Origin of the sequence: Cohaesibacter haloalkalitolerans (assembly GCF_003574655.1) — a bacterium.
GTDB lineage: Bacteria > Pseudomonadota > Alphaproteobacteria > Rhizobiales > Cohaesibacteraceae > Cohaesibacter > Cohaesibacter haloalkalitolerans.
The window spans coordinates 95,326-118,157 of sequence record NZ_QNUM01000005.1 but is presented as its reverse complement, the minus strand read 5'-3'; the positions used below and the strand labels follow the sequence as shown (position 1 = coordinate 118,157).

The window sequence follows — 22,832 nt, the reverse complement described above, 5'->3', positions numbered from 1 at the left end:
GGTTCCTTCATTCGGTGTGGTGTCTTGACGGACACTCTGTCGGCGGATTGGGGCAAATTTCAGATTGCCCCAGCCGTTGTTTTCTCTGGCTCGTTGCGCAGCTGAGGCCAGGCCTCAACCCTTGGTCAGCTTGGAGCGCAGCTTGTTGGAAATCGTGTCGAACACATAGACGACAATCAGGATGAGGATCACCATGTAGAAGACATTCTCCCAATCCTGATTGGTGCGCATGGCTTCCCACAGCTTGAGGCCGATCCCCCCTGCCCCGACGGCACCGATGATCGTTGCCGAGCGGGTGTTGGATTCCCAGAAATAGAGCGATTGGGACAGGAACACCGGCAGGATCTGCGGCACGACACCATAGCGCTGCACCAACACGGGGCTTGCGCCCAGCGACTTGACGCCCTCACGCTGCTTGTCGTCGATATTCTCCAGCGTTTCAGAATTGAGCTTGCCCAGAGTGCCGGTGTCGGTGAAGAAGATCGCCGAGATGCCAGCCAGCGGCCCCGGCCCGAAGGCGCGGGTGAAGAACAGCGCCCAGATCAGCATGTCAACCGAGCGCAGAAAATCGAAGAAACGTTTGATGAACTGATTAACGAAGCCATTGGGCGTGATGTTTCTGGCGGCCATGAAGGACAGCGGAAAGGCGATCAACGAAGCAAACAGTGTGCCGACAAAGGCCATGACAATAGTCTGCATCAGCTTGATCCAAACGTCGCCATGCTGCCACTCCGCATTGTTGAAAAAGTTATCAAGAGCCAGCATGAGGTTGGACTGATCCGGCTTGATCCGATCGCCGGAGACAATCAGGCTCAGCACCTCGCCAGCACTCTTGTTCCAGAAGGGCGAGTTGGTGTCGAAGATGAAATTCTCCCAACCAAGGAACCGGTGGTGAACCTTGACCTTGTAGTTCTGAACCTCGACGCGCCCGTCGAATCCGAAGCGGGCAACGACCTTTTCATTTTCATATTTCTGCTGGGCCCAGTCAGGCAGAGCGCCGCGCGGGTGGACAGCCTTGTCACGCTCGACATCGATGACCAGCGTCTCACCGCCCCGGGTGATGGTGACCATCCCCGGAACAATAACCACATGACCATCGCCGATGGTGATATCCGCCTGTGTGGTCACAGACTTCGTTTCCGTCCTGGCTGCACCCGTTGATTTGCCCACATTGGCGGGATTTTCGGCCGTCGGGGCATCTGGTGCCATGAAGGAAAAGCTTGAGGATGGCTTGGCGGGTTCTGCTGGCTTCTCCGCCGTCGGCGCGTCTGGCGCCATGAAGGAGAAAGCCTGAGCGGGCGCGGCAGATTCAAAGACTTCCGCCTCGGGGGTGATCTGCTTTGTCTCGACGGTCTTGACGATCCAGTCCGGTTGCGGTTTGGCACCAAGCGGTGAGAAGCGCGGAAACTCGATGTTCAGATAGCCATTCTCGAACTTGACGTCCGGGCGGACCTCATAGGAGATCCAGTCGGCCAGATAGGCTCCGGCGATGTCCCAGTTGCCATTTGAAAAGACCTTGCCGATGTGCAGAAAGCTCGATCCGACAAAGGCATAGATGACAATGGCGATGAAAATCAGAGCCCCGCGAAAGCGCTTGAAGAAGCCCGGTTTGAAGACCGCCGGATAGCGCGCGATCATGTCCTGCATGTCTGTGGCTGCAATGGTGTTCATGGTCCCGTCTCCTACATGCTGGCGCCAAAGGCAAAGGCCTGATTGCCGACGATCTTCTTGCGCAGCCATGCCGAGACCTGGTCGATGGCGATGATGGTGACGAACAACAGCAGAATGATTGCCAGCGTCTTGGCTTCATGACCGCGGGAGATCGACAGGCGCAGCGCCTCGCCGATACCGCCGCCGCCAACGGCACCAATGATGGTGGAGGCACGCACGTTGATTTCCAGCCGCAGCAGCGCATAGGACAGGAAGTTCGGCAGCACCTGTGGCACGATACCGAACCAGACCCGCTCGACCCAGTTGGCGCCAACCGCCCGCAAGCCCTCGTCCGCCTTCATGTCGGCATTCTCCACCACTTCGAAGAACATCTTGCCAAGCGAGCCGACCGTATGGATGGCCACAGCAATCATCGCCGGAACCGCGCCGATGGTCAGAACGGCAACAAAGAAACCGGCAATCACGATCTCAGGGAAGGCACGCAGCACTTCCAGAATGCGGCGAACGACAAAGCGCAGCCATTTCTGCGTCGTCAGATTGCTGGCGGCGAGGAAACACAGGACGAAGCCGAGAAAGAAGCCGATGAGCGTTGCGAATATGGCGATGTTGATCGTCTCAAGCATCTTGTAGACATATTCGGGCATATAAAGTGCCCCGACCAGATAGACCCGCCCCTCTGGATAGTTGAACTTCAGACTGCCATCGAAATAGGGCGAAGGCAGGTCAAACAGGGCACGCCAGATCTCCCAACCATCACGCGGGATCATGTCGCCGAAGAAATCGAAGAAATAGGGCAGCCGGTCGAAAAACTTGCCTGCGTTGGTTTCATTGGCAAACCAGAGCGAGCCGAACAGCGCCACCAGAAGAATGACCAGAGAAAGACAGGTGTAGAAGCGCCTCTTGCGGCTGAGCTCCTGCCAGTGCCGCTCGGTTGCTGCACCAGCAGCAGACAGCTTGACGGGTGATTTCATGTCCTTGTTCTTTCTTGCCTGATAGTGCCAGTGCCGTTGTCATTGAACTGAACACCCAAACGGGACGCGGTTGATGGTCAGATCGATGACAAGAGAGTGGCTTGGAAGAGTGGAGTTCAAAGCGAAAAGGATGACCCGGAATGTCCGGGCCACCCAAAACGCCTATGTCAATCAAAGGAACTCTTAAGAGCCGATCTTTGCCTTGCGGGCGGCAATGATGGCCTTGTAGAAGTCGACGTTGACTTCGGTGAAGCCCTTGTAGTCGCCACCCTGAATGGCAGAGAAGCAAGCCGGATCTGCTTCCGGCATATTCATCATGAAGGCCTTGAACTTGGCCTTGACGTCCGGATCGAGCGTCGAACGCACAACAACCGGACCGTTCGGGATCAGCGGAGAAATCCAGAGCTGCACCAGATCGTTCATGTCCAGGATACCCTTGTCGACCATCTTGCGCAGGTTGCCGGAGGTGTAGCCGTCTTCGAATTTGCCAACACCCGAAGCCCAGGTGGTACCAGCATCGAAGGTGCCCTTGACGACTTCGAGAACGAGGTTCTCATGACCGCCACCAAAACCGGTGGAGCCGAAGAATTCGTTGACCGGAGCGCCGATGGCTTCCGGCAGGGTTACGGAAGGAACGAGGAAGCCGGAGGTGGAGTCGGGATCAGCAAAGCCCAGCTTCTTGCCCTTCATTTCCATCACGTCGGTCATGCCGGAATCCTTGCGAGCAACCATGACGGAATGGTAGCCGGTGGAGCCGTCCATCTGAACCGTGGTCAGGATCGGCTCAACAGCGTCCGGATTGGTCAGATAGGTCTTGGCATAGCCGGAAGCGCCCAGCTCGGCATAATCGAGCGTACCGCCCAGCAGGCCCTGAATGGTGCCATCGTAGTCGGCGGATGGGAACAGCGATACTTTTTCAACGCCCAGAACTTCAGGCAGCTTGTCGACCATGCACTGGAAGTTGCGCAGACGGTCGGCTTCGTTTTCGCCGCCCAGAATGCCGATGCGGAATTCTTTTTCCGCTGCAACGGAAGGAGCAGCAGCACCGGCAACCAGCGCAGCCATGGAAGCTGCGGCAAGAACAATTTTCTTGAACATTTGACGTCTCCTGATGTCGGCCGGTCTTTGCCGGCCTCATGCATTTCGAGAAATAGGCTTAGGTGTTGGACTATTGGCCTGTCACGCTGGCGAAGCGATCTCTGCAGCAACCATGGGGGCAACCATTGCGCCTCTGGCTTCTGGTGATACGGGAATGGAGGTGGAAGTGATGGCCTCGGAGATTTCACCCCCCTCGGTCGAGCCGTAAATCATTTTCACGGCGTCGTTGGTGAGGTCCGAAGCTGGCCCGTCGAACACGACCTTGCCATGGAACATGCCGATCACGCGCTCGCAATAGGTGCGCGCCGTATCGAGCGTATGCAGGTTGGTCACAACCGTAATGCCATCGCGTTCGTTGATATCCCTGAGGCTGTCCATCACGATCTTGGCGTTCAGCGGGTCAAGGGAGGCGATCGGTTCGTCAGCAAGAATGACCTTGGGGCTCTGCATCAGGGCGCGCGCGATGGCAACGCGCTGCTGCTGGCCGCCAGAAAGGGTCCCTGCCCGCTGCAAGGCAGTCTGCTCGATGCCGAGACGCTCCAGCGCCATCAGGGCTTCTGCGCGCTCTTCAGCGGAAAAGATATTGAGAAGATTGAGGATTGTATTGCGGTGGTTGAGGCGGCCAAGCAGGACATTGGTCAGGACATCAAGGCGTGGCACGAGGTTGAACTGCTGGAAGATCATCGCGCAGTCCCGTTGCCAGTCGCGCAACTCGCGCCCCTTGAGGCCGGAGACCCTCTTGTCGCCGAAACGGATGGTCCCATCCGAGGGATCGATCAGCCGATTGATCATCCTCAGCAGGGTCGATTTGCCCGCGCCGGATCGGCCGATGACACCGACCATCTGCCCTTGGGGAATGGAGACGGTGACTGAATCGACAGCCGTGTTTGCCCCAAAACGACGCGACACATTCGTCAATTCCAGCATGAGGTTTTCCTTCCATTCCCGTTTTCCGGGCCAATCCCGACAAATCCGGGCATCTGGTCTTTTGGTAAAATGTTATCTTCTAACCAGCGAAGGATTACGCACCTTATATGACACGTGCTTGTCTTGAACATTTCAGTTCCATGACAAAACCTGTTTTTAAAAGAAAAGGCCCGCGCCTCCACAAGGTGACACGGGCCAATCCAAGTGATTGAAATCACGTCTATTTGTATTTTTCGACAAAGGCTTCAACCGACAGACTGCGAAAATCGTCAAGAGCAGTTCGGAGGGCTGCATGTGACCAGTCCCACCAGGCCAGATCCTTGAGGTCACGAATGATTTCCGGCGAAAAGCGCGAGCGGATCGGATTGGCCGGGACGCCACCGACGATCATGTAGTCGGGCACGTCACGGCTGACCACAGCACCGGCCCCGATGATCGCGCCATCGCCGATGGTTACGCCGGGCAGGATCGTTGCGCCGTGGCCGATCCAGACGTCATGTCCGATCGTCACACGATGATCGCGGCGCCAGTCGATGAAGCTTTCTTCCTGCTCGCAATCGTCGAAATAGGCATTGGCCCGGTAGGTAAAGTGATGCAGGGTTGCCCGCCAATAGGGATGGTTGGGGGCGTTGATCCGCACCGCCTGTGCGATATTGGCGAACTTGCCGATGGTGGCACACCAGATATTGCCATCGCGCTCGATATAGGAATAGTCGCCAAGGGTGCTTTCGGAGATCAGCGTCCGGTCTCCCACCTCGGTATAGCGACCAAGCGTGGAGCCGGTCACTTCGGCGTTGGGGTGAATGGTCGGTGCAACGCCGAGCTTGTGCAGCTTTTTCGGTGGCGTCTCCGTGCCATTCTCGCCCGAGTGATTGTCGTTGTTCATGGTGTCTATACTCCGGATGGGTTGGATTGTCGCCCCGTGCTATCGGTCTGCGCCCAGATGATGATGTGCCCTTCAATCAGGACCAGCTCAGGTCAATTCCAAAGGCCTGCCAACCATCGCCCCTTGGCTCTGGCCCTTTCTCTTTGCCCGCTCGGCAAAATGGGCAACATCGATGATGGCATCAGCGATTTGCTCGCGCACGTCTTCGTCATGGAAGATCCCCAGCATCGCCACACCCTTTTTCTTCTTCTCGCGGATGAGGTCGATGACAACCGCGCGGTTTGCAGCATCCAGCGAGGCGGTCGGTTCATCAAGCAGCAGCACAGGGTGATCGGTGAGGAAACCGCGGGCGATGTTGACCCTTTGCTGCTCGCCACCGGAAAAGGTTGCTGGCGGCAACTGCCACAGGGTTTCTGGCAGGTTGAGGCGGGCGAGCATTTCACCAGCCTTGAGGCGCGCCTCGGCGAGGCCTTCCCCCTGCCCGACCAGCGCCTCGGCAGCGACATCAAGCGCGGGAACCCGCGGCATGGCGCGCAGGAACTGGCTCACATAACCAACCGTCTCGCGGCGGATGGCAAGGACGGTGCGCGGTTCGGCCTTGGCGATGTCGATCATCGTGTCGCGATAGGCGACCATGATCTGCCCGCAGTCGGCGCTGTAATTGCCGTAGATCATCTTGAGGATGGAGCTTTTGCCCACCCCGGACGGGCCACCGAGAACGGCGCATTCACCGGCGCGCAGGGCGAAGTTGACCCCTGAGACCACGGGAATGGTCACCGACCCGCGCAGATGCATGACAAAATTCTTGGCGACATCGGTCATCAGCACCGGGGTCGTCTTGACGATGGAAGAAATGGTATCTGGCATCCTTCGCTCCTAGACCTGAAGTATGGACGAGATGAGAAGTTGGGTATAGGGCGCCTGAGGATCATCGAGCACCCGGTCAGTAAGGCCGGTTTCGATCACCCGCCCCTCTTTCATGACCACCATCCGGTGGGACAAAAGACGGGCGACGGCCAGATCGTGGGTCACGACAATGGCGGCCAGCCCCAGCTCGGCGACAAGTCCGCGCAAGAGGTCAAGCAGGCGCGCCTGCACCGACACATCAAGACCGCCGGTCGGCTCGTCCATGAAGACAAGGCGCGGGCCGGTCACCAGATTGCGGGCGATCTGCAAGCGCTGGCGCATGCCACCGGAGAAGGCGCGCGGCTGGTCATCGATCCGGTCCCGAGCGATCTCGACCTGTTCCAGCCAGTCTGCGGCGGTCTCGCGGATATCGCCATAATGACGTTTGCCAATCGCCATCAGGCGTTCCCCGACGTTGGCCCCGGCGGACACCGTCATGCGCAGACCATCGGCCGGGTTTTGATGGACGAAGCCCCAGTCGGTGCGCATCAGGAAGCGCTTTTCCGCTTCACCCAGCCGGAACACCTCACGCATGGTGCCGTCGCGCATGCGATAGTTGACCATGCCGGATGTCGGGGTCATGCGGGTGGAAATGCAATCGAGCAGCGTGGTCTTGCCCGAACCGGATTCCCCGACAATGGCCAGCACCTCACCGGGCCAGAGATCAAAGCTGATATCCTCGCAGCCGACCCGGCGGCCATAGTATTTCGAAACCGAGCGCACCTGCAGCAGCGGCTTCTCGCTCAAATCCATGGGACGCGGTGGAACGAGGGAAGACTTCGGCAGGTGATCGCTTGTATGTGCCTTGTTCATGGGGGACGTCTCCATATGGCCAGAATTGCAGGCTGTCATGCTTCCGTTCCTTCCTTGTCGCCATCCGCTGATGCGCCGTCCAGAATGTCCGGCGACAGGGAGCCGCGGTGGCCATGGGCGCGGCGGTCTTCGCAATAGTCGCTATCCGAGCAGACGAACATGCGCCCGCCCTGATCATCAAGAATGACCTCATCGAGAAACACGTCCGTCCCCCCGCAAAGAGCGCAGGGTTCTTCGAAATGCTGTATCTCGAAAGGATAGTCTTCGAAATCGAGGCTCACGACATCGGTATAGGGTGGGATGGCATAGATGCGCATCTCGCGCCCGGCGCCATAAAGCTGCAATGCCTCGCTCCGGTGCATCTTCGGGTTATCGAATTTCGGGGTCGGCGACGGGTCCATGATGTAGCGCCCCTTGACCTTCACCGGATAGGCGTAGTTGGTGGCGATGTGCCCCTTCTGGGCGATGTCCTCATAGAGCTTCACATGCATGAGGCCATAGTCTTCCACCGCATGCATCTTGCGGGTTTCGGTCTCGCGCGGCTCCAGAAAGCGCAGTGGTTCCGGGATCGGCACCTGAAAGACAATCACCTGTCCCTCGTGCAGCGGTTCTTCCGGAATGCGGTGGCGGGTCTGGATGACGGTTGCCTCGGCGGTGTGGGTCGTCGTTCTGACCTTGGCCATCCGGGCAAAGAAGGCACGGATGGACACCGCGTTGGTGGTATCGTCCGCCCCCTGATCGATCACCTTGAGGGTGTCATCCGGGCCAATGATGGAGGCGGTCACCTGCACCCCGCCGGTGCCCCAGCCATAGGGCATGGGCATTTCGCGGCTGGCAAAGGGCACCTGATAGCCGGGAATGGCGATGCCCTTGAGGATGGCCCGGCGGATCATGCGCTTGGTCTGTTCATCAAGATAGGCGAAGTTGTAGTCGGCGATGGCGCCCTGCTGCGCCTCGATGTCATGAAGGGTCGCGGACGTCATTGAGCCGCCTCCTGTTCCTCATCCGCATCCTTGTGCGAATTGGCCTTAAAGAATTCCGATTGCATGCGACGCACCAGCTTCAGTTCGGCCTGGAAGTCGACATAATGGGGCAGCTTGAGATGCTCAACGAAGCCTGTGGCCTGAACGTTGTCCGCATGGGAGATGACGAATTCCTCGTCCTGCGCGGGCGCGAGAATGTCTTCATCCAGTTCCCTTGCCCGCAAGGCGCGGTCGCACAGGGCCATCGACATGGCCTTGCGCTCGGACTGGCCAAACACCAACCCGTAACCACGGGTGAACTGCGGCGGCACGGTCTTTGACCCTTTGAACTGGTTGACCATCTGGCACTCGCTGACCTGAATGCGCCCAAGCGAGACGGCAAATCCGAGCTCCGGCACCTCCATCTCGACATCCACTTCGCCGATGCGGATTTCTCCGGCAAAGGGGTGGCTGCGGCCAAAACCGCGCTGTGTCGAATAGCCCAGTGACAACAGGAAGCCCTCATCCCCGCGTGACAGGGCCTGCAGGCGCAGATCCCGCTCCATGGGGAACTGCATCGGCTTGCGCGTCAGGTCACCCGGCTCATCCCAATCGCTGCCGTATTGCGGCGCAGCGCTATCCGGTTCCATCAGCCCTTCGCCCGCAATCAGATCGGAAACGCGGGGCATAGGCTCGTCGGCGAGATCTTCCGCCTGCTCTATTGTCTGCGGCTCGGGCACAGCTTCATCCGTTGCCAACGATGGGTCGAGCAAACGGTGCGTATAGTCGAAGGTCGGCCCGAGGATCTGGCCACCAGGCAAGTCCTTGAAGGTTGCCGAAATGCGGCGCTCGATGGTCATTTTACCGGTGTCGATCGGTTGGGAATAGCCAAGGCGCGGCAAAGTGGTGCGATAGGCGCGCATCAGGAAGATGGCTTCAATCATGTCACCGCGGGCCTGCTTGATGGCCAATGCGGCCAGCTCCCGGTCATAGAGAGCGCCCTCGCTCATGACGCGGTCAACAGCCAGAGCCATCTGTTCGGTGATCTGCTCCAGCGTGATGGCGGGCAACGAGCGATCACCGCGGCGCCTGTCCGCCAGCAATTCGTGGGCGGCCTTGATGGCGGCTTCGCCGCCTTTTACAGCTACATACATCTCAGTGATCCTGCTTGTCAGACGATGCCGGGTGTCCAAGCGTTATCGCCGTGGTGCGGGGCAGACAGGCGATGGTGTCCGGGGCGACGAAAACCACATCAACACCCCGCGGGAACAGTTTGTGGTTCTCCTGCCACTGGGCAACAAACAAAGGAGAAAGCGGCGAGACCGCCAGCGATTGCGTGTCCTTGATGCCCGGCCCCGAAAGGCTCCAGTCCGGTTTGTTCTCAAGGCGCTCAACCTGAATGAGCAGTGTTGCCGAGCGGTCCGGGTAGTCCTGCCCCCCCTTGGCAAAGCTCTCCAGCGCTGGCATGTCCCGCTTACCGGAAAGCACGGCAAAGGTGGCAGCGTCCGGTTCATCAACAAGGGGCGCTCCGACATGGAAGGTCAGCCAGTCGTTGAGAGCGCCAATGTCCTTCATGGTTCCGTCCAGCCAGACCGGCGTGTCGGCATCGGCCATGGTCGCCAGAACGGCGGCCGTCAGTGGCAACATGGGCAACGGCGAGCGGGCGTCCGTTGCAACAGGCTTGATGGTTCCGGGGCGAGCCATGGCGTCCATGAGGCTGCGGAAAATGCGTTGGGACTGGTAGACAGGTTCTCCCAGTCCGCCCTGCATCGCCTCAAGGCTGGTTTCCAGCGATGTCTTGTTGAAACTTGTCCGGGTCATCAATCGTCCCCCCTGACCATGGTGAAGAAGTTGACACGAGTTGCCTGAGTCTCGGCAGCGCGCGTCTTGTCCCGCTCTGCCACCAATGCCTTCAGCGGCACCAGAATGGCCTGCTCGATGGAAGCCTCCATGGCCGGATCGGTTGCCAAAGCATCAATCACCGCGGCAAGTTTGGCCTTGCCATGGTTTCGTCCGAGCATGACCGCATGGCCAATGGCACCGTCTTCCATCCGCACCGTGGCGCGGGTCACGGTTGCCTCGCCGAAGTTGAACGGTGCACCGCCGCCGCCGATACGTCCACGCAGGGCGACCAGTCCGGTTTCCGGTCCGCGCAGCAATTCGCAGCCAGGATCCAGTTTCATGGTCTTCCAAAGGCGGATCAGCTCAGCGGCAGGCGCGTTGGCCAGAATTGACATGCGCTGTTGCCGCGCCTGTTGATCACTTGTGAGGCCATCCGGACTTTGCCCGAACAGCTCGTCAGCCCCGATACCCGGCGCAGTATCCGCCGCTATTGTGTGTTGGTCTTGCATGTTCACCATTCCAGTTTGCATCCCAATCCGGTGTGTCTCATCAGGCCCAAGCCTAAGGGCAAGACTTGTCTTCCCCGTGACAGAGCCAATGACAGGGCCAGTGACAGGGTCTTGGCTACCCGCTTTTCGCTGCCCCCTGCCCGGCCTTGACAAAGAGTGTTGCATGAATATTTGTCTATTTATATAGACAACCGTACTTGCGCCGTTCTTATCGGGCGATAATGACGCCCTGATGACATCGGCAGACAATTCACACCAAGACGGTTGCCATGCCATCTTTCCTGGCCGCGAGGGCGACAGCGGTAGCCAGAGGCAGTCAGGGGCAGTCAGGGGCAGTCAGGGGCAGTGGCAACAAGAAAGATAGCCGTCGTGCACCGAATCAGGCAACGATGCATCAAGACCGGCCCAAACGCGCAAAGGAACGCTTGGCCATGGCCTCGGACATTATCAGAAGCGTCATCGGACGCCGCACGGGTATCGCCCTCTGGCGACAGATTGCCGATGCGATCAGGGCGGGGATTTCCTCCGGCCTTGGCGATGAAAGTGGCAGATTGCCGCCGGAAATGGAGTTGGCCGAACAGTTCGGTGTCAACCGGCATACAGTCCGCTCGGCCATTTCGGCGCTCGTCTCGGAAGGCATTCTGCGCGCGGAACAGGGGCGTGGCACCTTCATCATCAAGCCTGAGCGCCTCACCTATCCGATTTCCAAGCGAACCCGCTTTTCCGCCACGCTCGCCGAACAGGGCCAAAGGGGCGAATCCCGCATCATGTCCCATGGCATCAATCCAGCCCCTGAGGATGTGGCCAGGGCGCTGGCACTCTCCCCCGGTGCGCCGGTGTTGCAGGTACGTTCTGTGGGGTTTGGTGACAACACACCAATCAGCCGGGCCACCGCCTGGTTCGACAATGAACGTTTCCCGGAGATGCTGCCCCACCTCCTGAGGTTCAATTCGGTCACCAAGGCCTTTGCAGCTTCGGGGCTTGATGACTATGTGCGCGTATCCACATTGGTGGAAGCCTATCACGCCACCCTTGATGACATCGAAATCCTGCGCCTTGCCCCCGGCTCGATCGTGCTGGTCACCTATGCCATCAATGCCGATCTTGATGGCAAGCCGGTGCAATATTCAAAAACCCGGTTTTCCGCCGACAGGGTCAGCCTGCAGATTGAACAGGATCCGCATCAACCCGAAGACTGAGCGTCGGGCCGTCCCTGCTTGCCACGGGATAAAGTCCTTCGCCAGAAAGTCCGGCTTGTACCACGGTGCTCCGACACTACATAATCGGGATCACGTTTATCTTTGTCCGTGCCGCAACCAGTCCGGTTCGTGCGGCTCAAATCTTTTCAGGAGACCATTTCATGCAGCTTATCAGCCCTGATTTCAATGATGGCGATCCACTACCGAACAAATGCGTTTCAAAGGGTCTCGGCGGCGAAGACCGCTCTCCCCTGTTGCAGTGGAGCGATGTTCCTGCGGGTACAAAGAGCCTTGCCCTGACCTGCTACGACCCGGACGCTCCGACCGGCTCGGGCTTCTGGCATATGATCATCACCAACATTCCGGTATCGGAATCGGGTGAGATTTCCAGCGACAACCTGCCTGCCAGTGCCAAGAGCGCTCTCAATGATGCCGGCACAGAAAATTACACCGGGGCCTATCCACCGTCAGATGATCCTGCTCACCGTTACATCTTCACCCTGCATGCTCTCAGCCTTGAGGAAATCAACCCCGAAGGCATGACCGGTGCCTATGTGCGCTTCAACATCATGCGCAACCAGCTGGCTTCTGCGAGCATCATGGGACATTTCAAGAATAACAGCTAAGCACATTTACGCTTGATCGTTGTTTTGATAAAGAATATCGGATGTGGCCGGAACAATTCCGGCCATTCCTGTCAGGAATCCATCCGTCTGCGATAGCGAGCTATGCCACTGGCCTCGCTGGTCACAAGGCTCTTTGAAAGGTCATTGCTCTCATGAAACGCGTCAACCCACTCAAATTGAATAACCTGCAGCTGAAGACGCTGGTGCTGACCCAGATTCTGGCTCGCTCCCAGCCGGAAGAAGCATGGAATGCCGACGGAACCATCACCATTCTGCGCTTGCCCCACGCCCATGGCGACCATCTGCATGTCGGCGAATATGTCGTCAACAGCGCCGATGCGAACGGCTTCAACAACCGTGGCGTATGGGCTGCTCTGGCACGCAAGGGTCTGGTCGCAGACAAGGATGTCCCGCCGATCCAGCTCACTCGTGAAGGGCTTGAGTATGACACCGGCCTTGATCACCACTTCACCGCGAAGTCCGATCACTGACACCCTGCTGTTGCGCTTGTACAGATGTAGCTATGGACAGCTTGAGGCCATGGGATGACACTTAACTCCACTAATCCATCGTCTTGCCTTTAGCCGTCCATATTGGCTCAATCAGTTCCGAGGGAGGATTTCAGATGCGCATCATACTGGCTGACGACCATCCCTTGTACAGATCCGGCATGAAGCAGATGCTCGCGGAGCTGTACCCGGATGCCACGATTGATGAGGCAGGAGACGCCGGGACGCTCAATTCGCAAGTTTTGGCGCAGCCGGAGCCGGATCTGATCATTTCCGATCTGCTGTTCCCCGGCTTTGACTATATTCGCGATCTGAAGCGCCTGCGCCAGACCTTTTCCCTTTGCCCGATCATTGCCGTCTCGATGATGAACGACCCGCTGGAGGTCGAACATATCATGGCGCTCGGGGTCAATGGCTATGTCTCCAAGTCTGTGCCTTCCGAGCAGATGCTCGAAGCGGTGGAGAAAGTCATGCAGGGCAACATCGAGGTTCGTCTGAGCGACGAATGCTTGTCGCCAGAGATGCAGGGACTGGTCAAACCGGCCCTTGACGAACTGACCCCGCGTCAGATCGAGATTCTCAAGCTGCTGCGCCATGGCCTGTCCAACAAGGAGATTGCCAGGGAACTGGATCTCTCACCATTCACGGTGCGCAGCCATGTTTCAGCACTAATGAAAAATCTCGGTGTTTCCAACCGGGCTGCCGCCTCGGCCATTGCTGCGACCTATGGGCTGAACTGACGCTCCTGCCCCCCCCCCCTTGCCGTTTACATTGGTGCGCTCAGGAAATGACCTGTGCATCGCTGGAAAGCGAAAATAGGCCGAGCATTGCCGAACGCAGTTGCACGGGCTGAACCGGCTTGTGCACAAGCAGCAGGTTGGCTGTCTTGACCCTTTGCTGAACGTCGGATGTCAGATCCCCTGAAATAACCAGAGCCTTCACGCCCCGACCGTAGCGTTCCCTGGCTTCCCTGACGATTTCAAGTCCGGTATAGCCTTGTGGGAAGGTGTAGTCGGAGATCATGAGGTCCACCGGCCCTTCGATGAGTCGCATTTGCTCAAGGCTCTCGGCTGCGCGAACCCGGCAGCCCCATGTCTGAAGCAGGTTGACCGTCGCCTGACGGGTCTCCTCGTCGTCATCGACAACAAGCACCATCTTCTGATGGAAGAGCGCACCGATCCGTTCAGATGGACTGGTCGTCTTTTCAACGGTTTCCGACAAGGGCGCACTGACCAGACCGCCGATTTTGATGCAGGTGCCTGCGGGGCTTGTATCAAGACCGATCGACAGCGTCTGCAAATCGGCAAGACGGCGGACGATGGCCAGACCAAGCCCAAGCCCCCTTTCCACGTGATCCGAACACCCCACCTCCGGCATCATGCGGTTTGAGCGCTGCTTGATCTGGGTGAACTCCTCAAAGATCACCGATTGATGTTCGACGGGAATACCAGGACCATCATCACAGACGGTGATGCTGACATCGGGGCCAACCTTTTCCACGATGATCCGTGCAAAGCCGCCCCCGGAGTGACGGATGGCATTGGACAGCAGGTTCTGCACCATGCGCCGCACCAATATCGGGTCGGCGACCACCCCCACCTTTGGCCCTTCGAGCATCAAGGTGACATGGGCGATTTCGGCCAGCGGCTCATAATCGTCAAGCACATGGTTGAGCATGTCCTCAAGGTTGAAAGCGGTCGGGCGAACCTGAACCTTGCCGCTGTCGAGCAGGCTCACATCAAGCAGGGAATTGAACAGCTTTGACAGAGTCTGGAGAGAATTGCGGATGCGGTTCAGCGTCTCGCGGCTTTTGCCGTCCAGCTTGCTGAATGGCAGCGTTTCGATATGCAGCCCGATCGCATGCAGGGGCTGGCGCAAATCATGACTGGCTGCAGCCAGCAGCCGGGTCTTCTCGCGGTTGGCATGACGGGCCGCTTCTGCCGCTTCCCGGTATCGCTGGGCAAGATCGAGATTCTCATTGCTGATTTCGATATATTGCGCGACGGATTCCAGCACATCATGGCCAAAGCGCATCATCATCGACAGGAAAATGAGCACCAGCCCACCCAGCAGGATGAACTCATCGCCCAACATGAAAAGGCGCAGGGCCAGCAAGCCCAGATACGGCACGGCATAAAGGACAAACGAACGCGGAAACACCGCCAGCGACCGCACGGCCGCAGCCGTGGCGCCAGCCGCTATCGACATCTGAATGGCGAAGTGGGCGACATTGCCCGGATTGAGGCTGACGTAGGTCATCACGCCCCAACTGACCCCGACCAGACAGCTCAGATAGTCCATCAGCCGGATCCAGAGATAGGGTCGTCGCTTCTCCTCGGATATCTGGGTATAGCTGCGCCGCCAGACTTCCATCAGGAACGGATAGAATATGATCTCCAACACACCCCAGATCACCAGAAACCATGTGTAGACATTGGCATTGCTGCTGGCGATGAAAATCAGAACGCTGGCACTGGCGATGTGCCCGAGATAGATGGAGTCTGGTGTTTTCAGGAAGACATTGACGTGTTCATGAACAGTATTCGCAGGAAGAGGGGTTTTGAAGGCATCGAGAAGGTACATTTTACTCACTTGTATTGACTGATTTGCCTTTAAGTCCGTTCCTGCTGTGCAATACATTGCCTGAACACTTTGAAAGATCATATTTGCATATAATTTTCCGCTTTTTCAATTGAATTTATTTCTACCTCCGTAAGTATAAATACGTTTTATTTCATTATTTGCCACTTCTTCGTTTTATCGCTAGTGTGGATCATGTCTCTATTGGGGCGGTCTTCGGCAAGGGATGTCGATGGCGGGAAACCCGACAGCGGGAGCGTTGCATGTCCAAGCTTGATGAAGTTCTGGAAATCATTGATCAGATCAATGCACAAGACCCGCGCATGACCGCGACCGATGGGGCTGCGGCCGTGCCGTCAGATCTGATATATGGCATGCGGATGAGTCTTGTCTGCGACCGGTTCGCCCCGATGGCAGATGACTGCGTCAAGATTGCTGCTCGCGGACAATATCTGGAAAGCTGGCTGTTTGATGATGCACTGGCAAGCGCGGATACGCCGTCAGGTCCTGCCCCGACGGAAGAGCAGCAACGAGCCCACAGCGCCGACAAGCTGGCCAGGATCATGGCTGCCAACGGCTATAACGACGAGGACTGCATCACGGTGCGCGATCTGCTTCAGGGCTCTGAGAATGCGTCGGAGGGGCATCTGCAGTTGCTTGAAGACCTCAATGGTCTGGTCTTCGTGTTGTTCTACGCCAAACAGGCCATCGCAAAGTATGACAAGGCGAATCTGCAACAGCTTCTCGGCAAGGCCCTGTCTCGGATGAGTGACGAAGCTCTCAGCTTTGCATGGCAGGAGACAGACGATCCGATCATCACCGGTTCCATCCAGTCCACCCGCAAGGCCCTCAGCCCGCAAAAGCGATCGGTCTATTATCTCGACTGACGGCGTGAATAACTGTGCCGATGCCAGCCCGATGCCTTTACGCCTTCAGCCACGACGCTTCAGCATAAACGGGCTAAAAGCCCTCGATACGAGTACAGGTTGATCATTTTCCGCCTTTATTCACTTTTTCGATACTGACCGCCGTTTCCCCGCCAGTTTTTTCATTCAGGAATTTTATTTAGACCAAAAGTAGTGTAGCAACACTGCGTGAAAGCTTTGCACTGCCCCAAGTCTGGAGCCGAGAGAGGACCCCTTTTTGTCTGGAACTGATGTGAATATGGCTGCCCGCCCACAAAATGACTATAACTGGTCGTCGGTTTGGTTGATGGCGATGCGTCCCAAGACGCTTCTGTTATCGCTTAGCCCGGTTCTGCTTGCCGGACTGATCGTCTTTGGCGGCAGCCATCCTGTGGACTGGATCGTCTTTCCCATCATCATCCTGTCTTCTGTCAGCATCCAGATCGCGACCAACCTCTGGAACGATGCGACCGACGCGTCCACGGGGCTCGACAAGGCCAGCGAGCGTCTGGGGCCACCACGGGTTACCAGCATGGGGCTATTGAAGCCTTGGCAGGTGCGACTGGCTGCGTTCCTGTTCCTTCTCCTTGCGGCCCTTTGTGGTCTCTATCTGGTGTTCATCGGGGGCTGGCCGATCCTGCTGATCGGCATCGTCGGCATTCTATGCGCGTTTGGCTATTCATCAGGCCCCTACCCGATTTCCGGCTCGCCCTTCGGTGAAGTCTTCGTCATCTGCTTTTTCGGCATCATGGCGGTGATGGGCAGCGCCTACCTGCTGACGGGCGCATGGACAGAGATCGCCTTCTGGGCCGGGTTCTACATCGGCTTGCCAGCTGCCGCCGTGCTGGTGGTCAACAATTACAGGGACCGGATTGGAGATGAACAGGGCGGACGGCGCACACTCGTCATCCAGATCGGCCCCAAGGCAGCCAAACGCCTCTATGCGATCCTGCTGCTCCTGTGTTGCGCCGGACTGGTTCATCTCAACAGCCTGATCCATCCGGGCACCCTGAGCTTTGTCAGCCTTGTCGTGGCTGGCCTTCTGATGATCTATTCCCTAGCCATGCCAATCAGAAGATTCTTCCTGGCGGACACGGCACCACTGCAAAACAGGTGCCTGCTTGGCACCTCGATTTTTCAGCTGCAATGGCTTGCTGCCTTCGTTCTCATCATGCTTGCCAGCTGACAGGCCTGCTGGCCCTCGCCTGCCTTGTCAAGACGGCGCAGAGCGCTTCACTCAGGTGCCATGCTGGCACCGACGTCAGCGACCGGCACCTCGATCGTGACAGTTCCAGCCTTCTCGAAGGTCAACGCAAGCGGAAAACTATCTCCCTCCTTGAGCGGTGCCTTGAGCTTCATCAGCATCACATGATAGCTGCCCGGTTTAAGTGCGACCCCGGTGTGGGCCGGAATATCGATGCCGTCCACGGGGCGCATCCGCATGATGTCGCCGTCCTTGATGTGGGTATGCAGTTCGGTAACTTCGCCGACATCCGCATGGGCCGATAACAGACGGTCCGCCTCGCCACCATTGTTGATCTGCATGAAACTGCCACCGGCCCGTGCCATGCCTGCTGTCGCACGGGCAAATGGAGCTGAAACCGTTATGTCTCCTATTTTCCATTCGGTCGCTGCGGCAGAAAGGCACGACATCCCCAATACAATCGAACCGATGATCAGTCTTTTCATACCTGCTCTTTTCCTGTTCTTGTTGTTCAAATCCGGATCAGCCATGTGCTCCTCATGCATACAAATTGGAGCGTTTCATGCTCAACACTGGCCATTAAAAGCAAACTTTTGTCACGGCTGACCACTTTATTAATGCAGCTTTGTTGATTAGACTATCAAAATACGTGCGATGACTTAGGTCATTGTATTTAAGCCCAAAGACGTATCCAATAGACCGGCCACGACTCTCCCGGCTTTTGTCTGGCGAGTATGATCGTCCCCGACACGAGACTGCAACTCTCTCGAAATCACAAAAAGGTCAACTCGTGAATACACCCCTTATTCCCATCGGCCTCGCTCTCATCATGATGACGGTCGGATTGTCTGTCCGGTTGTCCGACTTCAAGGCCCTGCCTCATCAGCTCAATGCGGTTGCTGCTGGCCTGCTTGCCCAGCTGGTTTTCCTGCCGGTCATCGCCCTCGTCGTTGCGCTGGTTACCGGTCTTGATACGGTTTACGCCATTGGCCTGATCATTCTGGCCTCGGCACCGGGCGGCATTTCTTCCAATCTGCTGACGGTTCTGGCGCGCGGCAAGACAGCGCTTTCCATTTCGCTGACCATCCTGACCAACCTCGTCGCCTTCATCACCATTCCTACGGTCCTCTCCATCGCCTTCCTCATTTTCCGTGGATCAGGCCTTGAAGGGCCAAGCACCGAAGCGCTGCATTCCCTGCCGTTTGGCGAAACCGCCATCAAGGTTCTGGCGATTTCCGCGCTGCCACTGGCCATTGGCATGCTGGTCTGTCGGTTCCTGCCCAATTTTGCGAGCCGCATCGAAAAGCCAGCCAAGTTCATTGCCTCGGCCATCTTTGCCGCCATCGTGGTCAACTCCTTCTATAGCGAATGGAGCAGCATCATGTCGCATTGGTCCACCGTTGGACCTGCCGTCATCCTGCTCAACATTCTCGCCATCGGATCGGCCATGCTGTTCAGCCGCCTGTTCCGCCTCAGCGCCAAGCAGGCTGTCACCATTGCCATTGAATGCGGTTTGCAGAATGTGGCACTGGCGTTGGTGATCGCGCAGTTTCTGGGCAATGGTCGCTTCATGGTGCCGTCATCCATCTACGCGCTGGTGATGAACGTCTCCGTTCTGATCCTCATCGCGGTTGGCAACAAGCTGTCGGAAGAAAAAAGCGAAGTGCGTGTAAAACAGAAATAGCCCGCTCGCAGTGCAGGCGGACGTGATGGCCCGCGCCGCGCAAACCGGCACTACCGATCAGGCGAGACGGCTTTCCCTTATAACCATAGGACTGGCTGTCTCGCCTTCTGTTTACCCCTCCCCGGCACCGTCAGAAGGTCGGCGGGGAACAGGCACTGATGCAAATGCAGGGTTCAGCCCCTGTATTGCGAAATCTGTGCGGCTGGGCGCTCTCGAAATACCAGGCATCGCCGGGCCGCAGGATCTGACGTTCGTCCCCCACCGTCACCTCAAGGCTGCCGGAAACGACGATGCCGCATTCCTCGCCTCTGTGGCTGAGTGCAACGCGCCCGGTATCTGCGCCCGGCATCAGTTTCTCATGCAGCATCTGGATGGCCTTGTCGGGCCGGTCGGCACCGACAAGGCGGAAGGACAGCTTGCCCTTGCCGATCTCCTTGAGATCCGTCGCCCGATAGAAATATCGCCCCTCGGCGGCCAGCTCAAAGGAGAAGAAACGCGCCAGATCCATGTCCAGACCATCCAGTATGCGCTTGAGGGCTCCGACGGAAGGATTGGACTGGCCGCTCTCGATCTGTGATATGGTGGCGTTGGCGACGCCGGTCTTCTTGGCAAGAGCCCTTTGAGACAGGCCTGCGCCCATGCGCACCTGACGCAATCTCTCGCCGATATCGGCCCCGACGTCGCGGTCGACTTCTGCGGTATGCAGCAAATCCGTGTGCGGCAATATCGTGTCTGCCATGGTGTCCGAAGGCCTCCTCATTCGCAAACTGTTCACCCGTTCAATATATCGAACACTTTACTATCGGCCTACGTATTTTCAATAGGTTACAAGGACGAAAATAAAGACTTGTTCATTTTGGGCAAGCACCGCACACTTGCGCGATAAAAATAATCGCATTCCCAAGAGGTCTTTATGAACAACCAAAGCAAAATGCCTAACGATCTGTCCAGTTTCTGGATGCCATTCACCCATAACCGTAGCTTCAAGCAGGATCCACGCATGGTGGTCTCAGCGGATGGCATGTTCTACAAGAGTGCCGATGGACGCGATATTCTGGATGGCACCGCAGGTCTGTGGTGCGTGAACGCTGGCCACAACGCACCGCGCGTTGTTGAAGCCGTGCAGAAGCAGGTTGCTGAAATGGACTATGCGCCGAACTTCCAGTTCGGGCACCCCAAGGCATTCGAATTTGCTTCTCGTGTTGCCGAAATCTTCCCTGAAGGCATGGATCATGTCTTTTTCACCAACTCCGGCTCCGAGTCGGTCGACACGGCCCTGAAGATCGCCCTGCACTATCATCGCGCCCGTGGTGATGCCGCCCGTACCCGCCTCATCGGACGCGAGCGTGGCTATCACGGCACCGGCTTTGGCGGCATTTCCGTTGGCGGCATTTCCAAGAACCGGATGCATTTCGGCTCGCTGCTAACCGGCGTTGACCATCTGCCGCATACCCACGACATTGCCAAAAATGCCTTCTCTCGCGGTTGCCCGGAACATGGCGGCATCGAGAAGGCCAACGCCCTGCTCGATATCATCGCCTTGCATGATCCATCCACCATCGCCGCAGTGATCGTGGAACCGATGGCTGGCTCCACCGGCGTTCTGATGCCGCCGAAGGGCTATTTGCAGCGCCTGCGCGAGATCTGCACCCAGTATGGTATTCTGCTGATCTTCGACGAGGTCATCACCGGCTACGGTCGCCTCGGCACGGCCAGTGCTTCGGAATTCTTCGGGGTCATACCGGACATCATCACCACCGCCAAGGGCCTGACCAACGCCACCGTTCCTGCTGGCGCCGTCATCGTCTCCAACGCCATCTACCAGTCCGCCATGGATCATGCCGATGCAGCCATCGAGCTGTTCCACGGCTACACCTACTCCGGCCACCCGCTGGCAGCAGCGGCCGGTCTTGCGACGCTGGACACCTATGCGGAAGATGGTCTGTTCGAGAATGCAGCCGCAATGTCCTCCTACTGGGAAGACGCCATCCACAATCTCAAGGGCGCACGCAATGTCATCGACATTCGCAACCTTGGCCTTGTCGGCGGCATTGAGCTTGCCCCGCGTGAAGGTGCTCCGGGCGCTCGCGGCATGGAAGCCATGATCAAGGCATGGGAAAAGGGTGCTATGATCCGCGTCACCGGCGATATCATCGCCCTGTCGCCACCATTGATCATCGAAAAAGCCCACATCGACCAGCTGTTCGACGTGGTTGCCGCAGTGTTGGCCGAAATCGACTGACGCCCGACTGTCGCACGCGAATGCTTAGAAGTGAAAAGGCCAGCCCCCGCGCTGGCCTTTTTCATGTTCATGCAACTCCGTCGCTCGTGAAGCAAAAAGGGCCTGACTGCACAGACAGCCAGACCCCAGACCTTTCAAGACGGCTCAAAAGCCACCCTATTCCTCACCAATCCAGCGGAAGGAAATGTCATCCTTGGTAAACAGATGGCGTTTGTCGTCGTCTGCCGTCAGAGTCACCGTCTCGCCGCGAACAAAGTCGTGTGTGCCCGGGATCTTGGCAATCAGGGGCTCCTCGCCGGAATGTGGCGGTTCGAGATACAGCAGGGTGACTTCACCGAGCTTCTCGACGATGCGGACTTCACATTTGTAAAGGGGTTCATCGCCCTCTTCACAAAGGCGCAGATCTTCCGGGCGAACACCAAACTTGGCCACTTTGCCCTTCTGGTCCGGCGTGCTCGGTACATTCACCGTGAAGCTATGCCCGCCCTCCTCGAAGGCAACACGGGTGTGCTCCCCTGTTTCCATCACCTTGCATTCATAGACATTCATGGCTGGAGAGCCGATGAAGCGCGCAACGAACACGTTCTTCGGGTTCTGGTAGAGCTCCATTGGAGAGCCGCACTGCTCGATGATGCCGCGCGTCGACAGCACGACGATGCGGTCAGCCAACGTCATGGCCTCCACCTGATCGTGTGTCACGTAGATCATGGTGGTGTCGGGCATGCTCTCGTTGAGCTGGGCAATCTCGATGCGGGTTGCAACACGCAGGGCGGCGTCAAGGTTCGAGAGCGGTTCATCGAACAGGAACACCTTGGGATTGCGGACAATGGCGCGACCGATGGCAACACGCTGGCGCTGGCCACCGGACAACGCCTTGGGCAGGCGTTCCAGATAAGGCGTCAGCTGCAGGATGTCGGCAGCCTTGTTGACGCGCTCATGAATCTCCTGCTTGGAAGCCTTGGCGATTTTCATGCCGAAGGCCATGTTGTCATAGACCGTCATGTGCGGATAGAGCGCATAGGTCTGGAACACCATGGCGATGCCACGTTTGGACGGCGGCACTTCGTTCATGCGCTGGCCATCGATCTGCAGGTCACCACCAGTGATGCTCTCCAGACCGGCAATCATGCGCAGAAGGGTGGATTTGCCACAGCCCGAGGGGCCAACGAACACGATGAATTCACCCTGCTCGATTTCGAGGTTGATGTTCTTGAGGACCTTGGTAGCGCCATAGGCCTTTTCAATATTGGTGAGCTTCAGGCTTGCCATCCTGTCCTCCCGAAAAATTTGTTGCTTGC

The 22,832-nt window shown here is 57.7% G+C and carries 23 protein-coding genes; 8 read left to right on the top strand and 15 right to left on the bottom strand.

The annotated features are described in order from the left end of the window. Nucleotides 1-114 precede the first annotated feature (114 nt). The 11 genes from phnE (DSL70_RS13610) to phnG form a co-directional block, all read right to left on the bottom strand. Entirely contained in the window at nt 115-1,671 is a 1,557-nt protein-coding gene (gene phnE / locus DSL70_RS13610; RefSeq protein ID WP_119308499.1) for a phosphonate ABC transporter, permease protein PhnE, read from the bottom strand. Nucleotides 1,672-1,682: 11 nt separating this feature from the next. Beyond that, the gene (gene phnE, locus DSL70_RS13605) at nt 1,683-2,642 is read right to left on the bottom strand and encodes a phosphonate ABC transporter, permease protein PhnE (RefSeq protein WP_119308498.1); all 960 of its coding nucleotides are present in this window, start codon (nt 2,640-2,642) and stop codon (nt 1,683-1,685) included. 183 nt (nt 2,643-2,825) lie between these two features. Beyond that, nucleotides 2,826-3,740 carry a phosphonate ABC transporter substrate-binding protein gene (gene phnD / locus DSL70_RS13600; protein WP_119308497.1) on the bottom strand — a complete coding sequence of 305 codons (915 nt, stop codon included), beginning with the start codon at nt 3,738-3,740 and terminating at the stop codon, nt 2,826-2,828. An 81-nt stretch (nt 3,741-3,821) separates the two neighbouring features. After that, on the bottom strand, nt 3,822-4,667 hold the full coding sequence (phnC, locus tag DSL70_RS13595) for a phosphonate ABC transporter ATP-binding protein (RefSeq protein ID WP_119308496.1): 846 nt from the start codon (nt 4,665-4,667) through the stop codon (nt 3,822-3,824). Nucleotides 4,668-4,887: 220 nt separating this feature from the next. Then, entirely contained in the window at nt 4,888-5,553 is a 666-nt protein-coding gene (locus tag DSL70_RS13590) for a DapH/DapD/GlmU-related protein (protein WP_119308495.1), read from the bottom strand. A gap of 87 nt (nt 5,554-5,640) precedes the next feature. Then, complete coding sequence (phnL, locus tag DSL70_RS13585) at nt 5,641-6,420, bottom strand: phosphonate C-P lyase system protein PhnL (protein WP_119308494.1); 780 nt, start codon at nt 6,418-6,420, stop codon at nt 5,641-5,643. A gap of 9 nt (nt 6,421-6,429) precedes the next feature. Further along, entirely contained in the window at nt 6,430-7,206 is a 777-nt protein-coding gene (phnK, locus tag DSL70_RS13580; protein WP_119308804.1) for a phosphonate C-P lyase system protein PhnK, read from the bottom strand. Between the two features lie 101 nt (nt 7,207-7,307). Further along, the gene (locus tag DSL70_RS13575; protein WP_119308493.1) at nt 7,308-8,255 is read right to left on the bottom strand and encodes an alpha-D-ribose 1-methylphosphonate 5-phosphate C-P-lyase PhnJ; all 948 of its coding nucleotides are present in this window, start codon (nt 8,253-8,255) and stop codon (nt 7,308-7,310) included. Then, complete coding sequence (locus tag DSL70_RS13570) at nt 8,252-9,388, bottom strand: carbon-phosphorus lyase complex subunit (protein ID WP_119308492.1); 1,137 nt, start codon at nt 9,386-9,388, stop codon at nt 8,252-8,254. The genes DSL70_RS13575 and DSL70_RS13570 overlap by 4 nt, the downstream gene beginning before the upstream one ends. Before the next feature lies 1 nt (nt 9,389). After that, nucleotides 9,390-10,055, bottom strand: a complete 666-nt coding sequence (gene phnH / locus DSL70_RS13565; protein ID WP_119308491.1) for a phosphonate C-P lyase system protein PhnH — start codon at nt 10,053-10,055, stop codon at nt 9,390-9,392. Continuing rightward, complete coding sequence (gene phnG, locus DSL70_RS13560) at nt 10,055-10,585, bottom strand: phosphonate C-P lyase system protein PhnG (protein ID WP_119308803.1); 531 nt, start codon at nt 10,583-10,585, stop codon at nt 10,055-10,057. The genes phnH and phnG overlap by 1 nt, the downstream gene beginning before the upstream one ends. 431 nt (nt 10,586-11,016) lie before the next feature. Between phnG and phnF the strand changes: the two genes are divergently transcribed. The 4 genes from phnF to DSL70_RS13540 all read left to right on the top strand — a co-directional run bounded on the left by phnF (nt 11,017) and on the right by DSL70_RS13540 (nt 13,659). Next, nucleotides 11,017-11,784, top strand: a complete 768-nt coding sequence (gene phnF / locus DSL70_RS13555; RefSeq protein WP_119308802.1) for a phosphonate metabolism transcriptional regulator PhnF — start codon at nt 11,017-11,019, stop codon at nt 11,782-11,784. A gap of 161 nt (nt 11,785-11,945) precedes the next feature. Then, nucleotides 11,946-12,410, top strand: coding sequence for a YbhB/YbcL family Raf kinase inhibitor-like protein (locus tag DSL70_RS13550; protein ID WP_119308490.1), 465 nt, complete (start codon nt 11,946-11,948; stop codon nt 12,408-12,410). Between the two features lie 152 nt (nt 12,411-12,562). Beyond that, the gene (locus tag DSL70_RS13545; protein ID WP_119308489.1) at nt 12,563-12,901 is read left to right on the top strand and encodes a hypothetical protein; all 339 of its coding nucleotides are present in this window, start codon (nt 12,563-12,565) and stop codon (nt 12,899-12,901) included. A 134-nt stretch (nt 12,902-13,035) separates the two neighbouring features. Next, entirely contained in the window at nt 13,036-13,659 is a 624-nt protein-coding gene (locus DSL70_RS13540; protein WP_119308488.1) for a LuxR C-terminal-related transcriptional regulator, read from the top strand. Nucleotides 13,660-13,699: 40 nt separating this feature from the next. On the opposite strand, the gene DSL70_RS13535 is transcribed toward DSL70_RS13540, so the two are convergent. Then, nucleotides 13,700-15,502 (bottom strand): ATP-binding response regulator, encoded by a 1,803-nt coding sequence (locus DSL70_RS13535; RefSeq protein ID WP_162916696.1) that lies wholly within the window; start codon nt 15,500-15,502, stop codon nt 13,700-13,702. A 260-nt stretch (nt 15,503-15,762) separates the two neighbouring features. On the opposite strand from DSL70_RS13535, the gene DSL70_RS13530 reads away from it, so the two are divergent. Together DSL70_RS13530 and menA are read left to right on the top strand one after the other, a co-directional pair. Beyond that, the gene (locus DSL70_RS13530) at nt 15,763-16,386 is read left to right on the top strand and encodes a DUF4202 family protein (protein ID WP_119308486.1); all 624 of its coding nucleotides are present in this window, start codon (nt 15,763-15,765) and stop codon (nt 16,384-16,386) included. A gap of 256 nt (nt 16,387-16,642) precedes the next feature. After that, nucleotides 16,643-17,590, top strand: a complete 948-nt coding sequence (gene menA, locus DSL70_RS13525) for a 1,4-dihydroxy-2-naphthoate octaprenyltransferase (protein WP_162916694.1) — start codon at nt 16,643-16,645, stop codon at nt 17,588-17,590. Between the two features lie 47 nt (nt 17,591-17,637). Here menA and DSL70_RS13520 read toward each other — a convergent pair whose 3' ends face one another. Further along, nucleotides 17,638-18,093 carry a copper chaperone PCu(A)C gene (locus DSL70_RS13520; protein ID WP_119308801.1) on the bottom strand — a complete coding sequence of 152 codons (456 nt, stop codon included), beginning with the start codon at nt 18,091-18,093 and terminating at the stop codon, nt 17,638-17,640. 305 nt (nt 18,094-18,398) lie between these two features. Here DSL70_RS13520 and DSL70_RS13515 point away from each other — a divergent pair, with 305 nt between their 5' ends. Next, entirely contained in the window at nt 18,399-19,292 is an 894-nt protein-coding gene (locus DSL70_RS13515; RefSeq protein ID WP_119308484.1) for a bile acid:sodium symporter family protein, read from the top strand. A 130-nt stretch (nt 19,293-19,422) separates the two neighbouring features. Here the strand turns inward: DSL70_RS13515 and DSL70_RS13510 are convergent, their stop codons facing one another. Continuing rightward, nucleotides 19,423-20,031 (bottom strand): cupin domain-containing protein, encoded by a 609-nt coding sequence (locus tag DSL70_RS13510; RefSeq protein ID WP_119308483.1) that lies wholly within the window; start codon nt 20,029-20,031, stop codon nt 19,423-19,425. Between the two features lie 174 nt (nt 20,032-20,205). On the opposite strand from DSL70_RS13510, the gene aptA reads away from it, so the two are divergent. After that, entirely contained in the window at nt 20,206-21,534 is a 1,329-nt protein-coding gene (aptA, locus tag DSL70_RS13505) for an omega-aminotransferase AptA (protein ID WP_119308482.1), read from the top strand. 156 nt (nt 21,535-21,690) lie between these two features. Here the strand turns inward: aptA and DSL70_RS13500 are convergent, their stop codons facing one another. Further along, entirely contained in the window at nt 21,691-22,803 is a 1,113-nt protein-coding gene (locus tag DSL70_RS13500; protein ID WP_119308481.1) for an ABC transporter ATP-binding protein, read from the bottom strand. Nucleotides 22,804-22,832: the final 29 nt, after the last annotated feature.

Excerpts from the sequence above, each read along its gene's own strand:
- phnG (WP_119308803.1), bottom strand. The coding sequence starts at position 10,585 with ATGCAAGACCAACACACAATAGCGGCGGATACTGCGCCGGGTATCGGG.
- phnH (WP_119308491.1), bottom strand. The coding sequence starts at position 10,055 with ATGACCCGGACAAGTTTCAACAAGACATCGCTGGAAACCAGCCTTGAG.
- DSL70_RS13545 (WP_119308489.1), top strand. The coding sequence starts at position 12,563 with ATGAAACGCGTCAACCCACTCAAATTGAATAACCTGCAGCTGAAGACG.
- DSL70_RS13500 (WP_119308481.1), bottom strand. The coding sequence starts at position 22,803 with ATGGCAAGCCTGAAGCTCACCAATATTGAAAAGGCCTATGGCGCTACC.
- phnE (WP_119308499.1), bottom strand. The coding sequence starts at position 1,671 with ATGAACACCATTGCAGCCACAGACATGCAGGACATGATCGCGCGCTAT.
- phnL (WP_119308494.1), bottom strand. The coding sequence starts at position 6,420 with ATGCCAGATACCATTTCTTCCATCGTCAAGACGACCCCGGTGCTGATG.
- DSL70_RS13590 (WP_119308495.1), bottom strand. The coding sequence starts at position 5,553 with ATGAACAACGACAATCACTCGGGCGAGAATGGCACGGAGACGCCACCG.
- DSL70_RS13575 (WP_119308493.1), bottom strand. The coding sequence starts at position 8,255 with ATGACGTCCGCGACCCTTCATGACATCGAGGCGCAGCAGGGCGCCATC.
- DSL70_RS13510 (WP_119308483.1), bottom strand. The coding sequence starts at position 20,031 with ATGGCAGACACGATATTGCCGCACACGGATTTGCTGCATACCGCAGAA.
- phnE (WP_119308498.1), bottom strand. The coding sequence starts at position 2,642 with ATGAAATCACCCGTCAAGCTGTCTGCTGCTGGTGCAGCAACCGAGCGG.
- DSL70_RS13570 (WP_119308492.1), bottom strand. The coding sequence starts at position 9,388 with ATGTATGTAGCTGTAAAAGGCGGCGAAGCCGCCATCAAGGCCGCCCAC.
- DSL70_RS13520 (WP_119308801.1), bottom strand. The coding sequence starts at position 18,093 with ATGAAAAGACTGATCATCGGTTCGATTGTATTGGGGATGTCGTGCCTT.
- phnC (WP_119308496.1), bottom strand. The coding sequence starts at position 4,667 with ATGCTGGAATTGACGAATGTGTCGCGTCGTTTTGGGGCAAACACGGCT.
- phnD (WP_119308497.1), bottom strand. The coding sequence starts at position 3,740 with ATGTTCAAGAAAATTGTTCTTGCCGCAGCTTCCATGGCTGCGCTGGTT.
- aptA (WP_119308482.1), top strand. The coding sequence starts at position 20,206 with ATGAACAACCAAAGCAAAATGCCTAACGATCTGTCCAGTTTCTGGATG.
- DSL70_RS13535 (WP_162916696.1), bottom strand. The coding sequence starts at position 15,502 with ATGTACCTTCTCGATGCCTTCAAAACCCCTCTTCCTGCGAATACTGTT.
- DSL70_RS13530 (WP_119308486.1), top strand. The coding sequence starts at position 15,763 with ATGTCCAAGCTTGATGAAGTTCTGGAAATCATTGATCAGATCAATGCA.
- DSL70_RS13540 (WP_119308488.1), top strand. The coding sequence starts at position 13,036 with ATGCGCATCATACTGGCTGACGACCATCCCTTGTACAGATCCGGCATG.
- DSL70_RS13550 (WP_119308490.1), top strand. The coding sequence starts at position 11,946 with ATGCAGCTTATCAGCCCTGATTTCAATGATGGCGATCCACTACCGAAC.
- phnF (WP_119308802.1), top strand. The coding sequence starts at position 11,017 with ATGGCCTCGGACATTATCAGAAGCGTCATCGGACGCCGCACGGGTATC.